General features: G+C 55.4%; 7 protein-coding genes. 2 read left to right on the top strand and 5 right to left on the bottom strand.

Annotated features, from left to right (window positions below; all coding sequences use genetic code 11):
• Window positions 1-17: 17 nt before the first annotated feature.
• From KXD86_RS02885 to KXD86_RS02865, 5 genes are all read right to left on the bottom strand, one after another.
• Window positions 18-917, bottom strand: a complete 900-nt coding sequence (locus KXD86_RS02885) for an alpha/beta hydrolase family protein (protein WP_218634583.1) — start codon at window positions 915-917, stop codon at window positions 18-20.
• Complete coding sequence (locus KXD86_RS02880) at window positions 877-1,665, bottom strand: alpha/beta fold hydrolase (protein ID WP_218634582.1); 789 nt, start codon at window positions 1,663-1,665, stop codon at window positions 877-879. Before KXD86_RS02880 ends, KXD86_RS02885 begins: the two co-directional genes overlap by 41 nt.
• Before the next feature lie 81 nt (window positions 1,666-1,746).
• On the bottom strand, window positions 1,747-8,199 hold the full coding sequence (locus tag KXD86_RS02875) for a non-ribosomal peptide synthetase (protein ID WP_218634581.1): 6,453 nt from the start codon (window positions 8,197-8,199) through the stop codon (window positions 1,747-1,749).
• A 6-nt stretch (window positions 8,200-8,205) separates the two neighbouring features.
• A complete protein-coding gene (locus tag KXD86_RS02870; protein ID WP_218634580.1) occupies window positions 8,206-14,796 on the bottom strand; it encodes a polyketide synthase in 6,591 nt (2,196 codons plus the stop codon).
• A 179-nt stretch (window positions 14,797-14,975) separates the two neighbouring features.
• Complete coding sequence (locus tag KXD86_RS02865; RefSeq protein WP_218634579.1) at window positions 14,976-15,620, bottom strand: 4'-phosphopantetheinyl transferase family protein; 645 nt, start codon at window positions 15,618-15,620, stop codon at window positions 14,976-14,978.
• Window positions 15,621-15,947: 327 nt separating this feature from the next.
• On the opposite strand from KXD86_RS02865, the gene KXD86_RS02860 reads away from it, so the two are divergent.
• Complete coding sequence (locus KXD86_RS02860; RefSeq protein WP_218634578.1) at window positions 15,948-16,805, top strand: cupin-like domain-containing protein; 858 nt, start codon at window positions 15,948-15,950, stop codon at window positions 16,803-16,805.
• A 134-nt stretch (window positions 16,806-16,939) separates the two neighbouring features.
• Window positions 16,940-18,058 carry a GNAT family N-acetyltransferase gene (locus KXD86_RS02855; RefSeq protein WP_218634577.1) on the top strand — a complete coding sequence of 373 codons (1,119 nt, stop codon included), beginning with the start codon at window positions 16,940-16,942 and terminating at the stop codon, window positions 18,056-18,058.
• Window positions 18,059-18,066: the final 8 nt, after the last annotated feature.

Here is an 18,066-nt window from a genome sequence, read left to right as displayed (position 1 = left end):
CTGTTGATGAGAATCACTCAATAAGCGGGCAACTTCTGGTTTACCCAGTCCGTAATAGCCTCAATGACACGCTTCCGATCTTCTGGTTCAGAAAGTATGTGTGTTGCGTTGGGGCGGTGAATGACGGTGAGATTGTCTTTGAACGAGACACCGTTGAAGCAATCCTCGAACTGTTTGTGGTATTTGTAGTGTTCGTTGCCGAGGAACACGTACAGCATCTCCAACCCCCTGTCATTCAGGGTCTTGAGACCTTGCTGCACGTCTTCTTTGGGCGGGTAGCTGGCAAAATCCGGCACTTCAAAAAACTGTTCCTCAATTCCTGATACTTCAGCCCCTTTTTTGACTTTGCGTAATCCGAGCTTGCGCAACAGCCAGGTCACCCAGCGGGAGGGCGAAAGCAGCTTGGGCGAATAGTGCATCATGTGACTTTTCCAGGTCGTGTAGCAGTAGCCATCCAGTTGCACGGTACCCAGAACTCTCCGGTCTGCGATGGCGGTGCGGTAGGCGGCGAAAGCGCCTGAGCAAAGGCCGTAGAGTATAAAACGATCAATTTTCTTCCATTTCCCAAGGTAATCCATGACCTCCTGGACTTCCTCAATTGCGGCCTGGTTCGCTGTCAGGGTGCCACGCCGCGCGTCACTGTCACCGATGCCGGAGAAATCGAACCGAAACGTGGGAACGCCTGCTTCATCGGCCAGGGCTCGTCCCAGCGTTACCGACAAGCGGCAGGAGCCGACGCGATGGATTACGCCTGAGTTCAGCAATATGACGGCCGTCTTGGGGTCTGACACCCGATCTGCATCAGGTTCACAGAAGATGCCTACCAGGGGCAGGTGGTCCCCAATTGTGACTACCCGTTCGCGCATGATGTTCCCTTCATGAAGACGTTGTCCGACCAAAATACTGTTCGATTGCATCGATCACCGGTTTTGGCCACAGAATCCCTCCAACATGGTCGACATAATTCCAGTCGTGAGGCGCCGGCGCCAGTTCTGAGTAAAAGCCCTGCTGAGCGGACAACAAGCGTTTCAGGTCCGCAAAGGTATCGGACTCGTGAGAGACGATCTGAGCAATGGGAACCCGGACATCTGCGGCCAGTGTCTTAAGGTGCCATTTCGAGATGGAGTCCTGAAAAAGAGGGGGCATGCTGAATCCATTGAAATGAAGGGTTCCGTCCGAGGTGATCACACGGGAGCGACTGCCCAGTGGCTGGGCGCCAACGATCGCGGATCGAATGCCTTCAACGTAGCTGGCACCGTCTACAACGGGATCCCACATCACAAGGCGGGACACCTGAGCGTTCTCGGTAGCTGCTTTCGCGGCGAGCAGGGCTCCCAGCCGCAAGCCTATCAGAGCGACTTTGGGCACGGCAGCCATGTCCTGAAGTTCCTGAATGGCGTGTCCAATATCCCTGACCCATTGATCGGCTGATACGCCGTTGATGTCCCCCGCTGAATCGCCTGTGCCCCGGTAGTCGAAACGCAGAACCGGGTAGCCCAGGTTCGCGAGATTGATTGCCAACCGGCGTATGGACTTGTGAGCCCTCAGGTATTCCTGGCCAAATGGATTACACAGGACAATCCCCTCATTGCGGCTCATACCATGTCTGGAATGGAACGCCCCGAACAGGTAGCTTTCGGACGGTCCGAAATAAAACGCTTCCAATATGCTCTCCCGATCACACTGCGATACGGCGGGGGGACTGAACGGCGACGTTTTCGGTAGCATCATGAGAATCATCCCGTGTCACGATGCGCCGAAAAGCCGTCTGAACATGCCCCGTCCGGTTTTCATGGGTTTGTTGTTATCGGTCTTCTTTCCGGTTTCGGCATTGGATGAAGCCTGTTTCTGGTCAATCAGCTTGGCCAGTTGCTCCAGTGTATTTACCCACAGGTCCTGAGGCATCAGCCTGGCACCGAAGGCTTTTTCAATATCGACAATAACCTTTAATGCCAGGAGCGAGTGCCCCCCTATGTCAAGAAATTGATCGTCGAGCGCCACTTCGTCCCGCTTGAGCAACTCCTTCCAGATGGCCATCACGCGGGCTTCGGTTTCGTTGGGCTCCCGATGAGGGACGCCGCGACTCGGGGCCTGAGTATCATTGACCTCCGCCAGGAGCTTCCGATTAACTTTGCCCGATGGCAGCAAAGGAAGTGCCTCATGGGCTGAAAACTGTTGGGGCATCATGTAGTCCGGCAAAAATTTCCGGAGGTGTTTGCGTAATTCGCTGCCGGTGGGCTGGTCATCGCCACTGTAGGTGACATGGGCGACCAAACGCTGATCGTCTGAGCTGAAGCTCTGGACGACGACAGCGGCATCCGAGATGTTTGGATGAGCGCGGAGATTGATCTCGATTTCTTCAAGCTCAATCCGGTACCCGCGCACTTTGACCTGGTTGTCGAGGCGGTCTGCGAACTCAATCTGGCCGTCCCGGGTCCAGCGGGCTCTGTCCCCGGTGCGGTAGCGCCGCTCACCGGTCGGAGAAGAAACGAAACGTTCTTCCGTTTGCTCTGGATTGCCACGATAGCCGTTTGCCAGGCCCGCACCACTGATCCACAGTTCGCCAAAGACGCCAAGCGGGAGCGGAGCGCCCTGTTCATCAAGAACATGCAGTTGTGTGTTTGCGAGCGGCCGTCCAATCAGGATCCGTGGCCACATTCCAGCTTCAGCTTTTGAAATCTGGTAACAGCTGGTCCAGACGGTGGCTTCGGTCGGGCCATACATATTCCACAGCTCAACGCCCTGATTGACTAGATTTTCTGCGAGGTCGGGGGGGAGTTTTTCGCCCCCGATCAGGCCTTTGATGGGCGTTGTTGGCTCAAACCCGGCATTGATCAGCAACCGCCAGGTGGCTGGTGTAGCCTGGACGGTTGTGATTCCGTGCCGGTCAATCAGTGAGAGGAGTTGGTGAGGATCACTGCTCTGGTTTGTCGACGCCACAAACACCGTTGCCCCGACAGTGAGAGGCAGGAACAGCTCAAGCAGAGAAATATCGAAGGCCAGGGTAGTGATGGCGAGTAGCCTGTCGTGCTCACCAAGTCCCGGTTCCACAGCCACCGCCTTGAGGAAGTTATGCAGTGCTCCATGACTGACTTCCACGCCTTTGGGGACGCCCGTGGAGCCTGAGGTGAATATCACATAGGCCAACTGCTCTGGTTTCAGGCTCGTGCTGACAGTTTCCGTGCTATGCGCCGCAATTTCCGTGGCCACCTGGTCCAGTAAGAGGGTGGTGCCGTCGTGTGCGGACTGGGCACCGGCGAATTCGGAGTATGTCACCAGCACCTTCGCGCCAGCGACACCGAGTATGGCCCTGACCCGTTCTTCGGGGTATACCGGGTCCAGCGGCACGTAAGCGGCGCCCAGTTTCCAGAGTGCGATGACAGTCGCCGGTAAATCGACATTCCGGTCAAGCAGGAGCGCGACGACATCGTGCTGTTGAACACCTTTATCGGACAGGAACCTTGCCAGTTGATTGGCACGCTGATCGAGTTCACGGTAGCTGTAACATGAACGATCATCCTGGCAGGCAGGTTGATCGGGTTTCGCGTTGACCTGCCGTTCAAACTCGGTGAGGAAACCCTGCTGGAAGTTCCAGGGGGTGTCGGTCCGATTCCAGGCCGCAATTTTCTCCAGTTCCTGCGCAGTGGCACCGACCATCTGCTGGATATCCAGCTCCTCCTGTTGTTCGGTCAGCGCCTGAACGCTATCTTTAAAATTCGTCACTAAAGCCTCGATAGTTTCGCGTTTAAAGAGTTCGATCGGGTACTCGAAACCCGCCTGCATTCCGCTGACCTGCCTCTTGAACCAGACATCAAGATCTGTCTCGACGCCCACCCGGTCGAGGTTTATCTGGGATCGATGGATTCCATTCATCTGGTCCTGCCGGTTGCGGACATCCTGGTAATTGAACAAGGTCTGGGCAATGGGGTTGCGCGACTGATCCCGGGGGGGGTTGATGGTTCGCACCAGAAGATCGAACGGCACATCCTGATTGTCTATGGCGTTGAGAATGGTTTCCTTTACGTGCTGAATAATGTCACCGAACGACTGACTGCCCGCCAGCCGGAACCGGCAAACGAGCACATTGATCATCGGCCCGATGACATCCTTCAGTTCGTCCTGGTTTCTGGCATAGACCGGGACATTGACGATCAGATCTTTCTGTCGGCTGAATCGATGCAACATCAGTACGTAGAGCGACAGGAGGACCATGAAAAGGGTCGTGTGATGGCGCGTTGCAAATGATTCCAGAGCGCCGATTGCCTGCTCGTCAATGTCAAATTTCACCCCCTCCGACCTGTGCGGCTGGGTCTGGGGCCGGTCGTAATCCGTGGGAAGCTCCAGTACCGGTAATTCTCCGGCCAGTTGTTTCTTCCAGAAGGATAACTGACTATTCACGGCATCACTGCGCAACCAGTCACGCTGCCAGAGTGCAAAGTCCTGAAACTGAACGGGCAGGGGGGGAAGAGGGTTTCCCAAGCCCTGGGAGTAGGCGTTGTAGAGGGTACACATTTCTTTCAGAAGCAGATCGAACGACCAGCCATCGAACACCAGATGGTGAATCATCAGGAAAAGAATGTGGTCCCTGTCATCGAGTCGGATCAACCAGACCTTGAACAAGGCGCCTGATGCCACGTCAAAGCTCTCTGCCACTTGCGAACGCAGGGCCTGTTCCAGGCTGTCGAGATCGTCTGCGCCATAGTCAGACAGATTCTGCGGTTGAAGGTCCAACGACCTGAATTCGTCGACGAGAATCTGAACTTCGCCATCGGGATTGATAAAGTTGGCTCTCAGTATCTCGTGGCGTTGCAGAATTGTATTGAACGCGCGCTCCAACGCAGCTATGTCCAGATCTCCCTCGAAACGGAACACAGCCGGAAGATTGAACGCATAAGAGTCCGGAACGATCTTTTCGTAGAGGTACCAGACCTGTTGCTGTGGAATCGCATAAACCGTTGCATCGTGGGGGCGCGGTGAAATCTGTTGCGTCTGTGGCCCACTTTGCCGTTCTTGATCTATCAATTTAGCCATCGTTCGGACCGTCGGTGCTTCGAACAACTTGCCAAGGCCCAGAGGAATTCCGTATTGGCTCTTGATCTGGGCCAGCATCTGCGTTCCCAGAAGGGAATGCCCGCCCAGGTCAAAGAAATTGGCGTTAACACTCAGATTGGAAACGCCAAGCACTCTGGACCATAGGTCACACAGGTCCGATTCGGTTCGGGTTGCTGGCGGAACATAATCGGACTCTGCGGCAGCTGTAGGATCGGGCAAGGGTAGGGCCTTACGGTCTACCTTACCGCTGGAGGTCAGGGGCAGTGCGGTCAGCTGTATGAAATGCTGCGGCACCATATAGTCAGGCAGGTTCTGCCCGATATGCGTCTTCAGCTCTGAGAGCGATTCTGCAACCTTTGATTTTGCCACGAGATAGGCAACGAGGCGCTGATCGTTCTTGCGATCTTCCCGAGCAAGCACGGCGCATTGGGTAATATCGGGGAATCGAAGAATCACCGATTCTATCTCGCCAAGCTCAATGCGCAGCCCCCGAAGTTTTACCTGGAAATCGTTTCGACCTATGTATTCGAGCACCCCGTCTGACCGCATCTTGACGAGATCGCCAGTCCGATAAGCCCTGAAAGGCTCATCGGAGAACGGATCGTCAATAAATCGATCGGCCGTGAGGTCCGGTCGGTTCATGTACCCGCGAGCGACCTGGACACCCGCAATAAGGAGTTCGCCGATGAGGCCGGGGCCAAGCAGCTGCATCTGTTGATTAACCACGTATAACCGGGTGTTGGGTGGGGCTTTGCCCATCGGTACGGTGTGGTCAAAGATCTCTTTGCCGCATTGCCACAGACTGGCGTGTACCGCCGCCTCCGTCGGACCGTAGAGGTTCCAGCATTCCGCGTCGGGAAATGCCTCGGTGATCCGGGCTTCGAGTTCCGTGCTGACGGCCTCACCGGCCAGGATCAGCCGTCTAAGGGAGGGGCAATCGGACTGACGACAGATATCGAGAAACAGGTATGCCAGGGATGGAACGAAATGGACGTGGGAGATCTGATGCTGATTTATCAGGGCTGCCAGGTACTCCGGATCCTTATGTCCGCCCGGGCGGGCAATGATCAATCTGCAGCCTGTCATCAGAGGCAGGAAAAGCTCGCACAGTGATACATCGAACGTGTACGGCGTTTTCAGCATTACAGCATCCGACTCATCCAGAGGGAACGTCTCCTGCAGCCACAACATATGATTGCAGATGGACCGATGTTCCAGCATCACACCTTTTGGCGTTCCGGTGGAGCCGGAGGTGTAGATCACGTAGGCGAGCTGTGTGCAGGAATAGTCGACATCGGGACGCTGATCTGGATAGTCCGTCAGGTCGGGTTCCCCGGCATCAATTGCAACGGCCCGAACGGAAACAGGCACACGGCTTTTCAGTTCTGATTGCGTCAGAACGAACGTTGCGCCAACTTCATCCAGGATAAACGCCAATCGGTCGTGGGGGTGGTCCGGATCCAGAGGCAGGTAGGCGCCGCCCGCCTTCAGAATTCCGTTGATCGCGATGAGCATGTCGAAAGAGCGATCCATCAGAATGGGAACCACCGTTTCTGCGGCGACACCCTGATCCATTAACCAGTGCGCGAGGCGGTTTGCCTGGCTGTCCAGTTCGCTGAAGGTCAGCTCGGCGTCCTCAAACACCAACGCGGTTCGATTCGGGAACCGGTCAGCTGCTGATTCAACAAGGCCATGAAGGCTTGTATGTTCAAAGTCGTACGGACGGTAAGCCGCTTCCCATTGACCGCGGTAGAAAGCGAGCTCTTCGTCCCGAATGAGATTGTGTTGTTTGATAGCAACACCGGGATTGCCGATAACCCGACGCATGAGGATCTGTAATTCCTCCATACGGCGGTTCATGGTTTCTGTGTCCCACAGCTGAAGATTGTGAGTGCACTCCATCACCGCTGAAGCATCGGACAGGGTAATGTTCAGGTTCAGGTCAAAGTTCTCAAAGGCGCGGGGGTTTGATTGAAACGAAGCCTCCAGGCCGGCAAATTGAAAATCCGACTCGTTGGCCTGATCCACGTTGAAAATGACCGAAACCAAGGGTGGCTTGGATGGATCGCGGGCAACGCCCAGGGTCTTTAGAAGCGTGCCGTACGTCAGGTATTGATGCTCGAAGGCTTCAAGCATGTTCTGCTGCGTTTTTTGGAGCAGGGTCTCGAACGAATCCTCGCCCGACACAGTGATGTAGAGTGGGATAATATTGACACAGTGGCCCACCAGGCTGTGTTCTTCCTTGGCCATCTGTCCGGCGAAGGGGATGCCCAGGACTATTTCCTCACATCCGGAGATACGATTCAGGTAGGCGACAAACGTGGCAATCAGCGCCGTCGTGATGGTGCTGCTGTTTCTCGCCGCCAGTTTTTTCATGTCCCCCAGAAGGTCCATGGGGAGGTCTTTGTCCAGTCGGAATGCCTCAAAACTACGGGAGAAGGATCGAGGCCGGTCATAGGGGAGGTCCAGTGCCGGTATTCCCTGGGCAAATCGGTCTGTCCAGTAGTCGATACTGCGTTCCCGTAACGGCCGGGTTTCGTCACTGCGTTCCCAATCGGCGTAGTCGCTGAATCTCGGGGCAGGCTCAAGCAGCGATGGGTTCGACGGTGCAATGAGGTTTGAGTAGAGCTTGCCGAGTTCGCTGGCAAGGATATACAACGACCAGCCGTCGCAGATTGAGTGATGCAGGGTCAGGAGGATCCGGGTTTCCGAACTGGAACACTGAATAACATCCAATCGGGCAAGAGGGCCGTTGAACAGGTCAAAGGCATCGACGACGGCACTTTGAGCCAATAACGTAATCTGCTCGTCTCGCAAGTCCGGCGCAAGTGATGAAAAATCATGGGCGTAGATTGGGGCAGGGCGATCTTTGTAGATCACCATTTCCTCCCCATCATCACTGAAACACCCGCGCATGGCCTGATGGCGATCCCAGAGTGCTTGCAGAGCGCCGTTTAACGCAGTGTGATTGACGTGCCCCTGGAGATTGACGAACACCGATTCGTTGAAGGCGGCGCTCGCGCCGTCGCCAAACTGAGCGGCCAACCACACTTCACGCTGGGATTCGGTGGAGATAATGACCCCTTCGAGCTCGCCGAACTGAAAGGGATCATGTCGATCAACGTAATTCAAAACGGCCGTATTCATAAGCGGTTAACCTGCCCATTTCTCGAACTGGTTCTTGTCCGTTTTGGAAGGGATGTACCAGGCGGCTTTCCCGGATTCGTCGCGTCCCAATCGGGCGCCCTCCACCGGTGGCCGTTGATCGCTGGCATGGACCGGCTGATCCGAACTCTGGTTCGTCGGGAAAAAGTCCATCGCGATCATTTCATCCATGGCCTGCTTGAAGGCGTTGACGATGACGCTAATGTCCTCGTCACTGTGGGCCGTGGTGATGAACATCGGTCGGGCATCCCAAATATGGATGCCTTTCTCGCGGAGAAGAATGTAAATCAGTTCCTCGAACGCGATGTCCTGAGGGATCTTCACCTTGCACATGGATCCGCAATTCTCGACTTTCACCGGTGCACCCACCATCTGAGCATAATGGTTGATGTCACTCACCATCTGGCTCGCCCGTTCATTGAGGGTGGCCTGAAGTTCCGGCTCGTTGGTCAGCCGTTGCAGGACAGCAACCGCTGCGGCCAACACCAACGGGTGGCGAACGAAGGTGCCAGCAAAATAGGTAACCCCCACCTCGGGCCCCGAGTCGTCGCCGAATTGCCACTGACCCCCGTCCAGGGCGTCCATGAACCGGGCTTTTCCGGCGATGGCTCCAATGGGAAGACCGCCACCCACAATTTTGCCGTAGGTGCAGATATCGGCATCGATGTCATAGTAACCCTGGGCACCCCGTGGGTGGATGCGGAAGCCGGTGATTACCTCATCAAAAATCAGTGCGATCTGCTTTTCGGTACACAGTGTTCGCGCTTTCTGGAGGAAGTGTTTTGGCTGCAGCCCTGGATGGCGACTCTGTACCGGTTCCACGAGGATGGCCGCGATTTCTTCGGAGTGCTCCCGAATGTAGTCGAGGGATTCGTCACTGCCATAATCCAGAACGATCATGTTTTCGACGGCGGATTCGGGAATGCCGGCGGCCGCGGGAACCGCAAAACCGTTGCTTCCCCGGGTAACGATGACGTCGTCATGGATTCCATGGTAGTCGTTCTCGAAGATCACGACTTTTTCCTTGGCAGTGACCGTCCGTGCCAGACGCATGGCTCCGAGAACCGCTTCAGAGCCGGTATTGCAGAATGCCACGCGTTCGTTGCCCGTGATCTGGCAAAACAGGCGGGAGGCGTCAGCTACCAGGGGATGTTGCGGGCCGATCTCATAGCCAAGGTCCAACTGTCTGGAAATGGCCTCCTTGATAAAAGGCGCGGAATTACCAAAGAAATTACTGCCAAAACCACAGGTGACGTCGATCAGCTTTCCGCCGTCGATATCCCATAGGTAGGGCCCTTCAGAGCGCTCAACAACAATCGGATATATGACCTCCTTTATGACATTGCGAAAGCCCGACACGACCCTTGGGTCGGCAAGTTGCTTGCGATTGCTCTGTGCAAATTCTTTTGAGCGGGAAAATCGAGTGTTGTACCGCGCGGCCAGTTTCTCGAAGTTCTGCCGTTGCTCTGGCGTCATATCATTGCTGCGCTTAACATTGATGCGCGTACCGGCCCCGAAAGGCTTGAGCGGAGAGCCCTCTGATGATCCCCGCGCACTGTTACGGCCGGAATTCCCGGAAGATGTCTGAACGGATCCACTGCCGGATGGCTGGCTGGATAGCGATGATAACAGCGCCAATTGCCCCTGCAGGATCTGCATTTGCTGATGCAACAACGACGGTATGTCTCCGTTTGACCCTGATGGCGGTGCAAATGCAGGCAAACGATCGGTCGGATCTGGGGTGGCCGGTGCCTGGGTCGCGTCGGTACTGGCGGAATGCTGAGGGACTGGTGCGGGGCCCGAGGGACCCTGACCCACCGTGTGTCCATCCACTTCTGCACCTTCTTTGAGCAGATACTCTGTCAGCTTGTCGAGGTTACCGCAGTCATTGAGAAGCTGGCGGAAGGTAATGTTTACCTTGAATTTCTTTTTGATTTTCTGGGTTGATTGCGTCAACAACAGGGAATCCAGTCCAAGCTCGAAGAACGTCGCATTGCCTTCGGCTTGACTGAGATCCATGCCGGATATGTCGGAAAACAAAGTGCGCAATTTGTCCGCAATAGTGTCTTTCATGCTTTGCCCAGCCGAATTCTGTGAACGATCGGCGGCAGCCACCTGAGGGGTGGCTGCCGCACTGTTGGAGGCATCCGTCATCGCCGGAATGGCCGACTCAGGCTCAATAACATGGGTCCGATGCTGGAAAGGATACCCGGGCAATCGAATTCGCAGTGCGGGATCTACGGTCCCACAGGGCCATTCCAGCGATAGCCCTGCGGACCACGCCTGTCCCAGCGCTCGAGCAAACGATGACGCTTCTTTTTCGGGGTTCCCGGCGTCCGGAACGAGGGGAATCAGGTCAAGGTCGGATTTATCGTCCAGATTCTGTAAAGCCATTCCGGAGACCGTGCTTTGCGGTCCGCATTCCAGGACGATCAGGTTTTTCAGTGCTCCAAGAGTCTGACACCCTCTTCGGAACTGCACAGGCTCCCGAATCTGCGTGGCCCAGTAGCGGATGTCCGTGGCCTGCTGATCGGTTATCCAGTCGCCGGTAACACAGGAAATGAACGGGATGCGAGGGGGATGAAGGCGCGCCCCCTCCAATCGCTGAATAAACTCGTCGCAGGCGGCATCCATAGCAGGGGAGTGGAAGGCGTGGGATGTATTCAGGGCCCGGAATTTGACACCATGCTGTTCCAGAATTGCGGTTGCTTGGGCAATGGCATCAGGGTCTCCGGACACCGTGCAGGCGTCGGCCGTGTTTTCAGCTGCGACAACAACCCCGTCGGGCAACGACCCAGAGAGCTGGTCGACGCCGGCGCGGACCGCCAGCATTGAACCTGATGGCTGGGCCTGCATGACTTCTCCGCGGGTCATTACCACCTGAATGGCCGTTGGTAAGTCGAACACTCCCGATACGGTGGCTGCCACCAGCTCACCAATACTGTGGCCAATCGCCGCCTGGGGCCTGACCCCAAGGTCGTGCAGCGTCATGGCGAGTGAGTAGCCGATACAGAACAGGCTGATCTGGGTTTTTTGGGTTTCCTTCAACGGATCACCAGATTCGAACATCAAGGCGTGGACATCCAGTGCATGTTGCGTTGCGAGGATGTCCGCACATTCGTCGAACGCGGCCTTGAAAGCCGGCACCCCGGCATGAAGAGCATGCCCCATTCCGGCTACCTGACAACCTTGACCCGGGAAGGCCAGCGCCACAGTCGGCGCGACGAAGGAGGGCTCCGTATCCTCGGCTTCCTCAATCCGTGAGATCAGCTCCTGGACGCTGATGTTCTGGGGCAGTGCCATGCGATAACGGAATGCCCGACGATTATGGATCAGTGCGCTGGCAAGCTGGGCTCTATCTGCCCGTTCGCTGGATTGATTCAGGACCGGTTGAAAGCTTGCCAGTAGGGCAGACAATGCCTTTGCAGAATGGGCACTGAAACACAGTGGCACCCAGTCAGGCGTTTCCGACTGTTCTGGCAGCACGGTAGGTTCAATGCCCCTGATTAATACATGAGCATTGGTGCCGCCGATCCCGAAAGAACTGACGCCGGCAATACGCTCTGATTTTGGCTTGTTCCACTGCGTTGTGCGCTGCGCGACCATGAATGGCGTCTGGGGCAGGGACAGTTCCGGGTTGGGTGCCTCGAAATTAATCGATGGGGGGATCGCGTCGCGATCAATGGCGAGGGCGCATTTGATGAGCCCGGCGACACCGGCTGCTGCCGTCAGGTGGCCGAAGTTACTCTTTACCGAACCCAGGTGGCAAAACTGTTTCTTGGGGGTGTAATCCGCAAACGCGGCACTCAGGGCCGAGACCTCAATGGGGTCGCCAATGGGCGTAGCGGTCCCGTGGGCTTCAATATACCCAACGCCGTTGACATCAAGGCGTGCATCATTGATCGCCGACAGGATGACCGATTTCTGGCCCTGCACACTGGGTCCCGAAAAACTGCCTTTCTCGGCGCCGTCATTATTGACTGCCACACCGGTAATGGCGGCGTAAATGTAGTCCCGGTCCTTTTGAGCATCGTCCAGTCGTTTCAGGACCACGATACCGCCGCCATCACTGAACACTGTGCCTGAACTGTCCTTGTCAAAGGGGCGGGTATGGCCGTCGCGGGTATAGATGCTGCCTTCCTGGTGGGTATGGGGTTGTTGCTGCGGAAACGTCAGTGATGCACCACCGGCTATGGCAATATCGCAACGCCCCTGTCGAATCGCCTCAACGGCCTCAGCCACCGCAACCAGCGACGTCGAGCACGCACTGTGTATGCTCAGCGCAGGGCCAACCAGGTTAAGTTTGTGGGCGAGGCGAGTGGCGGCGTAATCCTTTTCGTTCGCGACCATGGCCTGAAGGGCGCCGTAGTCCTCCAGCTTCTCCTGATTTTTGAGAACATGGTTGAGGTAGTAGGTGTTATTTCCGACGCCGCAATAAACCCCGATCCGTCCGGCAAACTGTTCGGGGTCATACCCGGCATTCTCCAGGGCATGCCACGCAAGCTCGAGCAGCAAACGCTGTTGGGGGTCGATAAACTCCGCCTCGATAGGGCTGATGCCAAAAAAACGGTCATCGAACCCCAGAGGATCATCCAGAACCCCCCTGGCGTTGACGTGGCCACGTTCTTTGTCTGTCGGCGTGAAGAAAGTGATGCTCTCCTTGCCATCAAGGAGGTTTTGCCAGAACTCGTCCAGTGAATTGGCGCCGGGAACTCGCAGGGACATTCCGATGATCGCGACATCACGAGATGCAGGCCCGTCATTGACGCCTGGATGGCTGCCCGCTGCGCGCGTTACTGGCACGCTTTGGCGGGTCACGGCGTAGTTGAGGAACTGCCCGAGTGTCCGATACTGGAACAGTGAATAGACCGGAATCGACAGCTGTTGTTGCTCATAGAACGCCGCGGCGATCCGGTTGGCGGCCAGGGAATCCATACCCCGGTCCTGTAGATTGTCTTCCGTTGTCAGATCCTTCAAATCCAGTTCGTGCCGGATGATTCCCAGTAGTGCTTCTGACAGGTCTCCCTGCCGGGTATTGGAGGCCGGCCTTTCGGCTTCCAGCGATTCCAGCATGGACTTGCGGTCTATCTTCCCTGAAGGCGTTTTGGTGAGCTGCTTGACCCAGAAAAACCGACTGGGGATCATGTAGCCGGGCATCAATGCCTGTAATTTGTGCTTGAGAGACGCCTCTAGGTCGCCGGCCCCGGTGTCAGGGGTGACGAACGCTACCAGCTTCTTCTGCCCGTTGATTTCCTGAACGGCGGCAGCCGCTTCCTCGATCAGGCCCGTGTCCAGAAGCCGAGCTTCGACTTCACTGAGTTCCACCCTGTAGCCACTGATCTTGACCTGGTTGTCGATCCGTCCACGGTAAAGGAGTTCACCTTCCTCATCGAGGCTCACGAGATCCCCCGTCCGGTAGGCTCGTTCTCCGTTCAGGTCTGGAAGCCTGATAAAGCGCTGCTCCGTCTGCTCAGGGCTATTGATGTAGCCATGCGCCAATACCGGGCCCGCGATATAGAGCTCGCCGACTTCTCCGTGTTCAACCGGCTTCTGCTGCTCGTCCAGTACCAGGAGCTCTGCCTGGTCAATGGCCTTGCCAATGGGGGGCAGGGCTGGCCAGTTATCCGCTGGCCAATGGAGCTGATGCTCGCTCACCACATGGGTTTCGCAAGGACCATACTGGTTGATCAGGGTGACGTCTTTCATTTGGTTAAAGGCGGTACGCAGTTCCTTACTGACGACCAACTGTTCACCCGCGGTAATAACCTCCCGGAGAGACGCCGGGTAGAGCTTAAGCCGGTTCGCCCACATGACCAGTTGAAGAAGGGCAATGTAGGGCAGGAAGATCCGTTCGATCTGTTTTTCATCAATGAACTCAAGCAGTCTCCGGAAATCCTGCTTGAGTTCCGGCTCGACGAGATACAGGGTTCCACCTTGAGTCAGCGTGGAAAACGTCTCCTGAAAGGAAACATCAAAGCTCAACGCCGAGAACTGCAGGGTTCTGAGGCGTGTCCCGGGAGCGTAATGGTTATTCTGCCAGGCGATCAGGTTGTCCAGCGTGCCGTGATTCATCCGGACGCCCTTGGGCTTGCCGGTCGAACCGGAGGTGTAGATCACGTACGCATCCGTCTCTGGTCCAATGGGTGCGGTTTCCGGTGCTGACTCTGGCCGATGACCAAAGTCCAGCTCCCGAAGGTCCAAATGGCTGCCGACAGGGGACCTGAAATCGTCGTTGTCGGTGATGGTGAGCACCACGTCAGCGTGGCTGACCATATAGTTGAGCCGATCCTCGGGGTACATGGGATCCAGGGGCAGATAGGGACAGCCGTGACGAAGAATGGCAATGATGGCAGTGATCGCCAACTCACGATTGCGTGTGTGGATGGCAATCGGGGGCCCTTGTGGGGCGCCTATATCAGCGATCTTTGCCTGAATGGTGAGGGCGTTGTTGAAGAGATTCCCGTAGGAGACCGGTCCCCCAGAGCCATATATAGCTGGAGAATCGGCAAACTCCCGGGCGGTACGTTCAAACTGGGCCAGGAACCCGGGTACAACGGGGGGAGACTCTCTAGCATCCATCTCTCTGCCTTCCCTAGATAGAGATCAACGAACACAGCTCGGCGGGACTCCATGCCAAGAAATATGTGGTCTGGCAGAATGCGGTCAGACCGGTTGTTACAATATGTAAACTAGCATAGCAAACGGTATTGCGCTATATCCCGCAGGCTGTATTGGCGTCTCGGGAGAAGGTACAGAGTTCACTCCTGAAGGCGGAAAAAGCTCGCACTCAAGAGACCTAATTCTGTTTCAATTACGATGCAGTCCAGGTCGGTGGTAAACCCGTTGACTCGAGCCCGAATGCGGGGCCCTGAGCCCATCAAAAGAATGTCCCGCATATCCATGAATTGACCAATGTGAGCAGAGACGGCTTTAACCACGGCTTCCTTTACGCAGAATGCAACAGCTGTGGCAGGCAGTCCGGGAAAACGGTCGACAAGGAGAGATTCCTCGTCAGGTTGCACAATCAGGTGTGCAATATGGCGCTCTACTGCCGTTGGGTCCTCAAGTAAGTCGATGCCAATCCCCTGAATGGCCCCGGCAGGTACGACAACGGCCACCCCGTAGTGCTGACCGTGAGTTATCGACCCGATGACGCCGTCGGGCCAGATCGGCTGGCCCAAGGGGCCTCTATCCAGGGCCTGGGCCGGCACGCCTGCGCGTTCCAGCGCTTGACGAGCGAGCCACCGGCCGGAATAAAACTCCCGCTTTCGACTCGTCACCGCTCGCTGCATCCATTGTCGTTCGATGAGGTAGCTTGAGTCATCCTGGCTGAGTTCGCCCGCACACAGGTAGAGGTCCACCTGACAGAACTCCCTCAGGCATCGTTCAAGAGCTTCATCCATGCAATACCTCGCGATATAACGGTATTAAGAACATTAAGACGTTGGTTATGACCAATCAAGTTGAGACGCGGATACTTTCCAAGTGTGTCCGGCATCGCTTGACTGGGCTGGTCGATAAATAATTGATCGTGGACCAATCTGAACCCTGTCGGATCGGGTAAGATGAACGGAAATGACCGGATCAGAAGCGGCTAGTCATGAAGGCGCTGGTTGAGCTTGCAGCTTTCAGGGCCATGGCATATCGTTAAATTGTCCTTCCCCATTTGCAAAGCAGGGCTTGGCTTTGAGGGGAATCAGGACAGTCACAGTTCGTTGAAAAGGGATGTCATGATGAACTTATTTGATCTAGCTACGCCAAAACCTGTTGAAACGATTCCTTTTCCTTCTGAACAGGATGGCTTGATCCGATATATCCAGAAACGTCAGCCTGTGTTGTTGGATGGGGTCAGGGAGGCGCTGCCTTTTACGCGAAACTGGGACTATGAGTTCTTCAGGAATTCGCTGAAATCCATCCGGATTCAGCGTAAGTCTGAAGATGGGATTTATCATTACCTTGGCTTCGAACGTATCCCGATGCCTGATTTCAATCAGGTCATGGAGACAACACACAATGGGTACGCGCTTGAACCATTGAGAGGTCAAGGCGTATCGGACGATCTGCCGTCCGAAATCGATGTATCGTTACCGGCTTTCGTTCCAGAGTCGGGATTCCGGGTTTCGAACCTCTACATCGGACCGGGACAAAACAAGTCCCTCCTGCACTACGATGAAACCCATAGCCTTTTAATGATGTTGGAAGGACGGAAGCGATTCATTCTGTTTTCGCCTGATCAAAGCGACTGCATGTATCCATACAGCCCTTTCAGTTTGAAAGCTCTCCTGGAAAATCGGGTGGTGGACAGCAAGGTCGATTGTCAGAGTCCCGACTTCAGTCGATTCCCGAAACTGAGCCAGGCAAAAGGCCTGTCCGGCTGGCTGGAAGAAGGTCAGGCCCTTTTCATTCCGGCCGGAACCTGGCACTTCATTGAGGCCGAGGGGCGGAACGTGTCGGTCAACTACTTCTGGCTCCAGAACAGCCTCAAAGATTGGCTGAATCAGCCATTACTGGACTTCTGGATCAAGCGCCGGGCTATCGATGTACTGGACCAGCTTCGGAAGGTTAAGCACCGGCTATCGGCGGCTTAGTCCGGGAACAGCGCTAGCCAATGACAGGAATGATTCATTCTCCCCGCGAGAACAAACGATGGCGGTTTTCTGGATAGGAGAGTTTCTCATGACTGTCACTAACTACTCATCTATCGGCGGGAAAACCTGACACTGTGGAGTTAAAAATCATCCGGGGGGAGGAGGAATTCAGTCGCATACAGCCAGAATGGGATGCATTTGTCGCGAAACTGGCTCCCGCTCCTCTGCCACTGACTCATGGCTGGTTACTTGCTTGGTGGAAAGCCTTCGCCGTCGATATGGAGATGGAGTTCAGGTGTGCCTACAGCAATGGGGAGTTGGTTGGGATAGCGCCACTCGTTCGTACGCGAGAGCGCTATCGCGGTATTCCCATCACACTGTTGAAGTTGGCAGCAAATGGTCACAGCCCCTATTCATCCATCATTGTTGACGCCTCGTTAACACCTTCCGATTCTGAAGCCGTCTATTCCGCGCTGACACGCATCGGTTCCCGAGAGCTGGGGCTGTTCTTCAAAATAGATCAGGCGAGCGAGCTCAGGCGTTTTCTCACGGACAGGACAAAGCCGGGCCATGAAAGGGTGCTGGAAAAACCCAGTTTAAAGACCCCGGTCGTCGACATTGAAGGCAGTTGGGAGGAGTTTTACCAATCGAAGTCGCGAAGCCTGAAGAAAAGCCTGAATCACAAACTGAACCGATTCAGGAGCGAGGGCGACTTTACCATTGACCACGAGAAAATAACCGGCGCCGATCAACCCATCATTGACGAACTCATCGAGATTTCGGCGAACAGCTGGAAGTCCTCGATTGGTAACGATCTCAGGTCGAATCAGCGAAGCCGGCATTTTCTGCTCAATCTCGTGGGATCATTCGGAAAGTCGGGTGATTTGAGTGCCTGGATCGTTCGTCATAAAACGACACCGGTGGCCTTTGAACTTCATTTGACGCTCGACGATGTTGTTTACCCGATTCGGGCCGATTACGACGAACGGTTCAAAGCGTATTCACCTGGATCAGTTCTTGAGTATGCCGCACTGAAAAATCTCTTCGAGAATGGCCTTTACCGACAGTACTACACCTGTGCCGATGACTACTGGTATTTGAGTAAATGGACCAGTGATTATCGAAATTTCTGTTCGGTGGAATTGTTTGGGGACAGCCTGAAACTGAGGACTCTCTACTTTGTGGAATGTCGTGTGATTCCTGTCATCAAACGGGCCATCAGATCGACCAAAACCAGGCTTCGCACTGCCTGAGTTCACCA

Source organism: Marinobacter arenosus (genome assembly GCF_019264345.1).
In the GTDB taxonomy this organism is placed as follows: Bacteria; Pseudomonadota; Gammaproteobacteria; order Pseudomonadales; family Oleiphilaceae; genus Marinobacter; species Marinobacter arenosus.
Note: the sequence above shows the minus strand (reverse complement) of the source record. Positions and strands in the feature narration are given on the sequence as shown.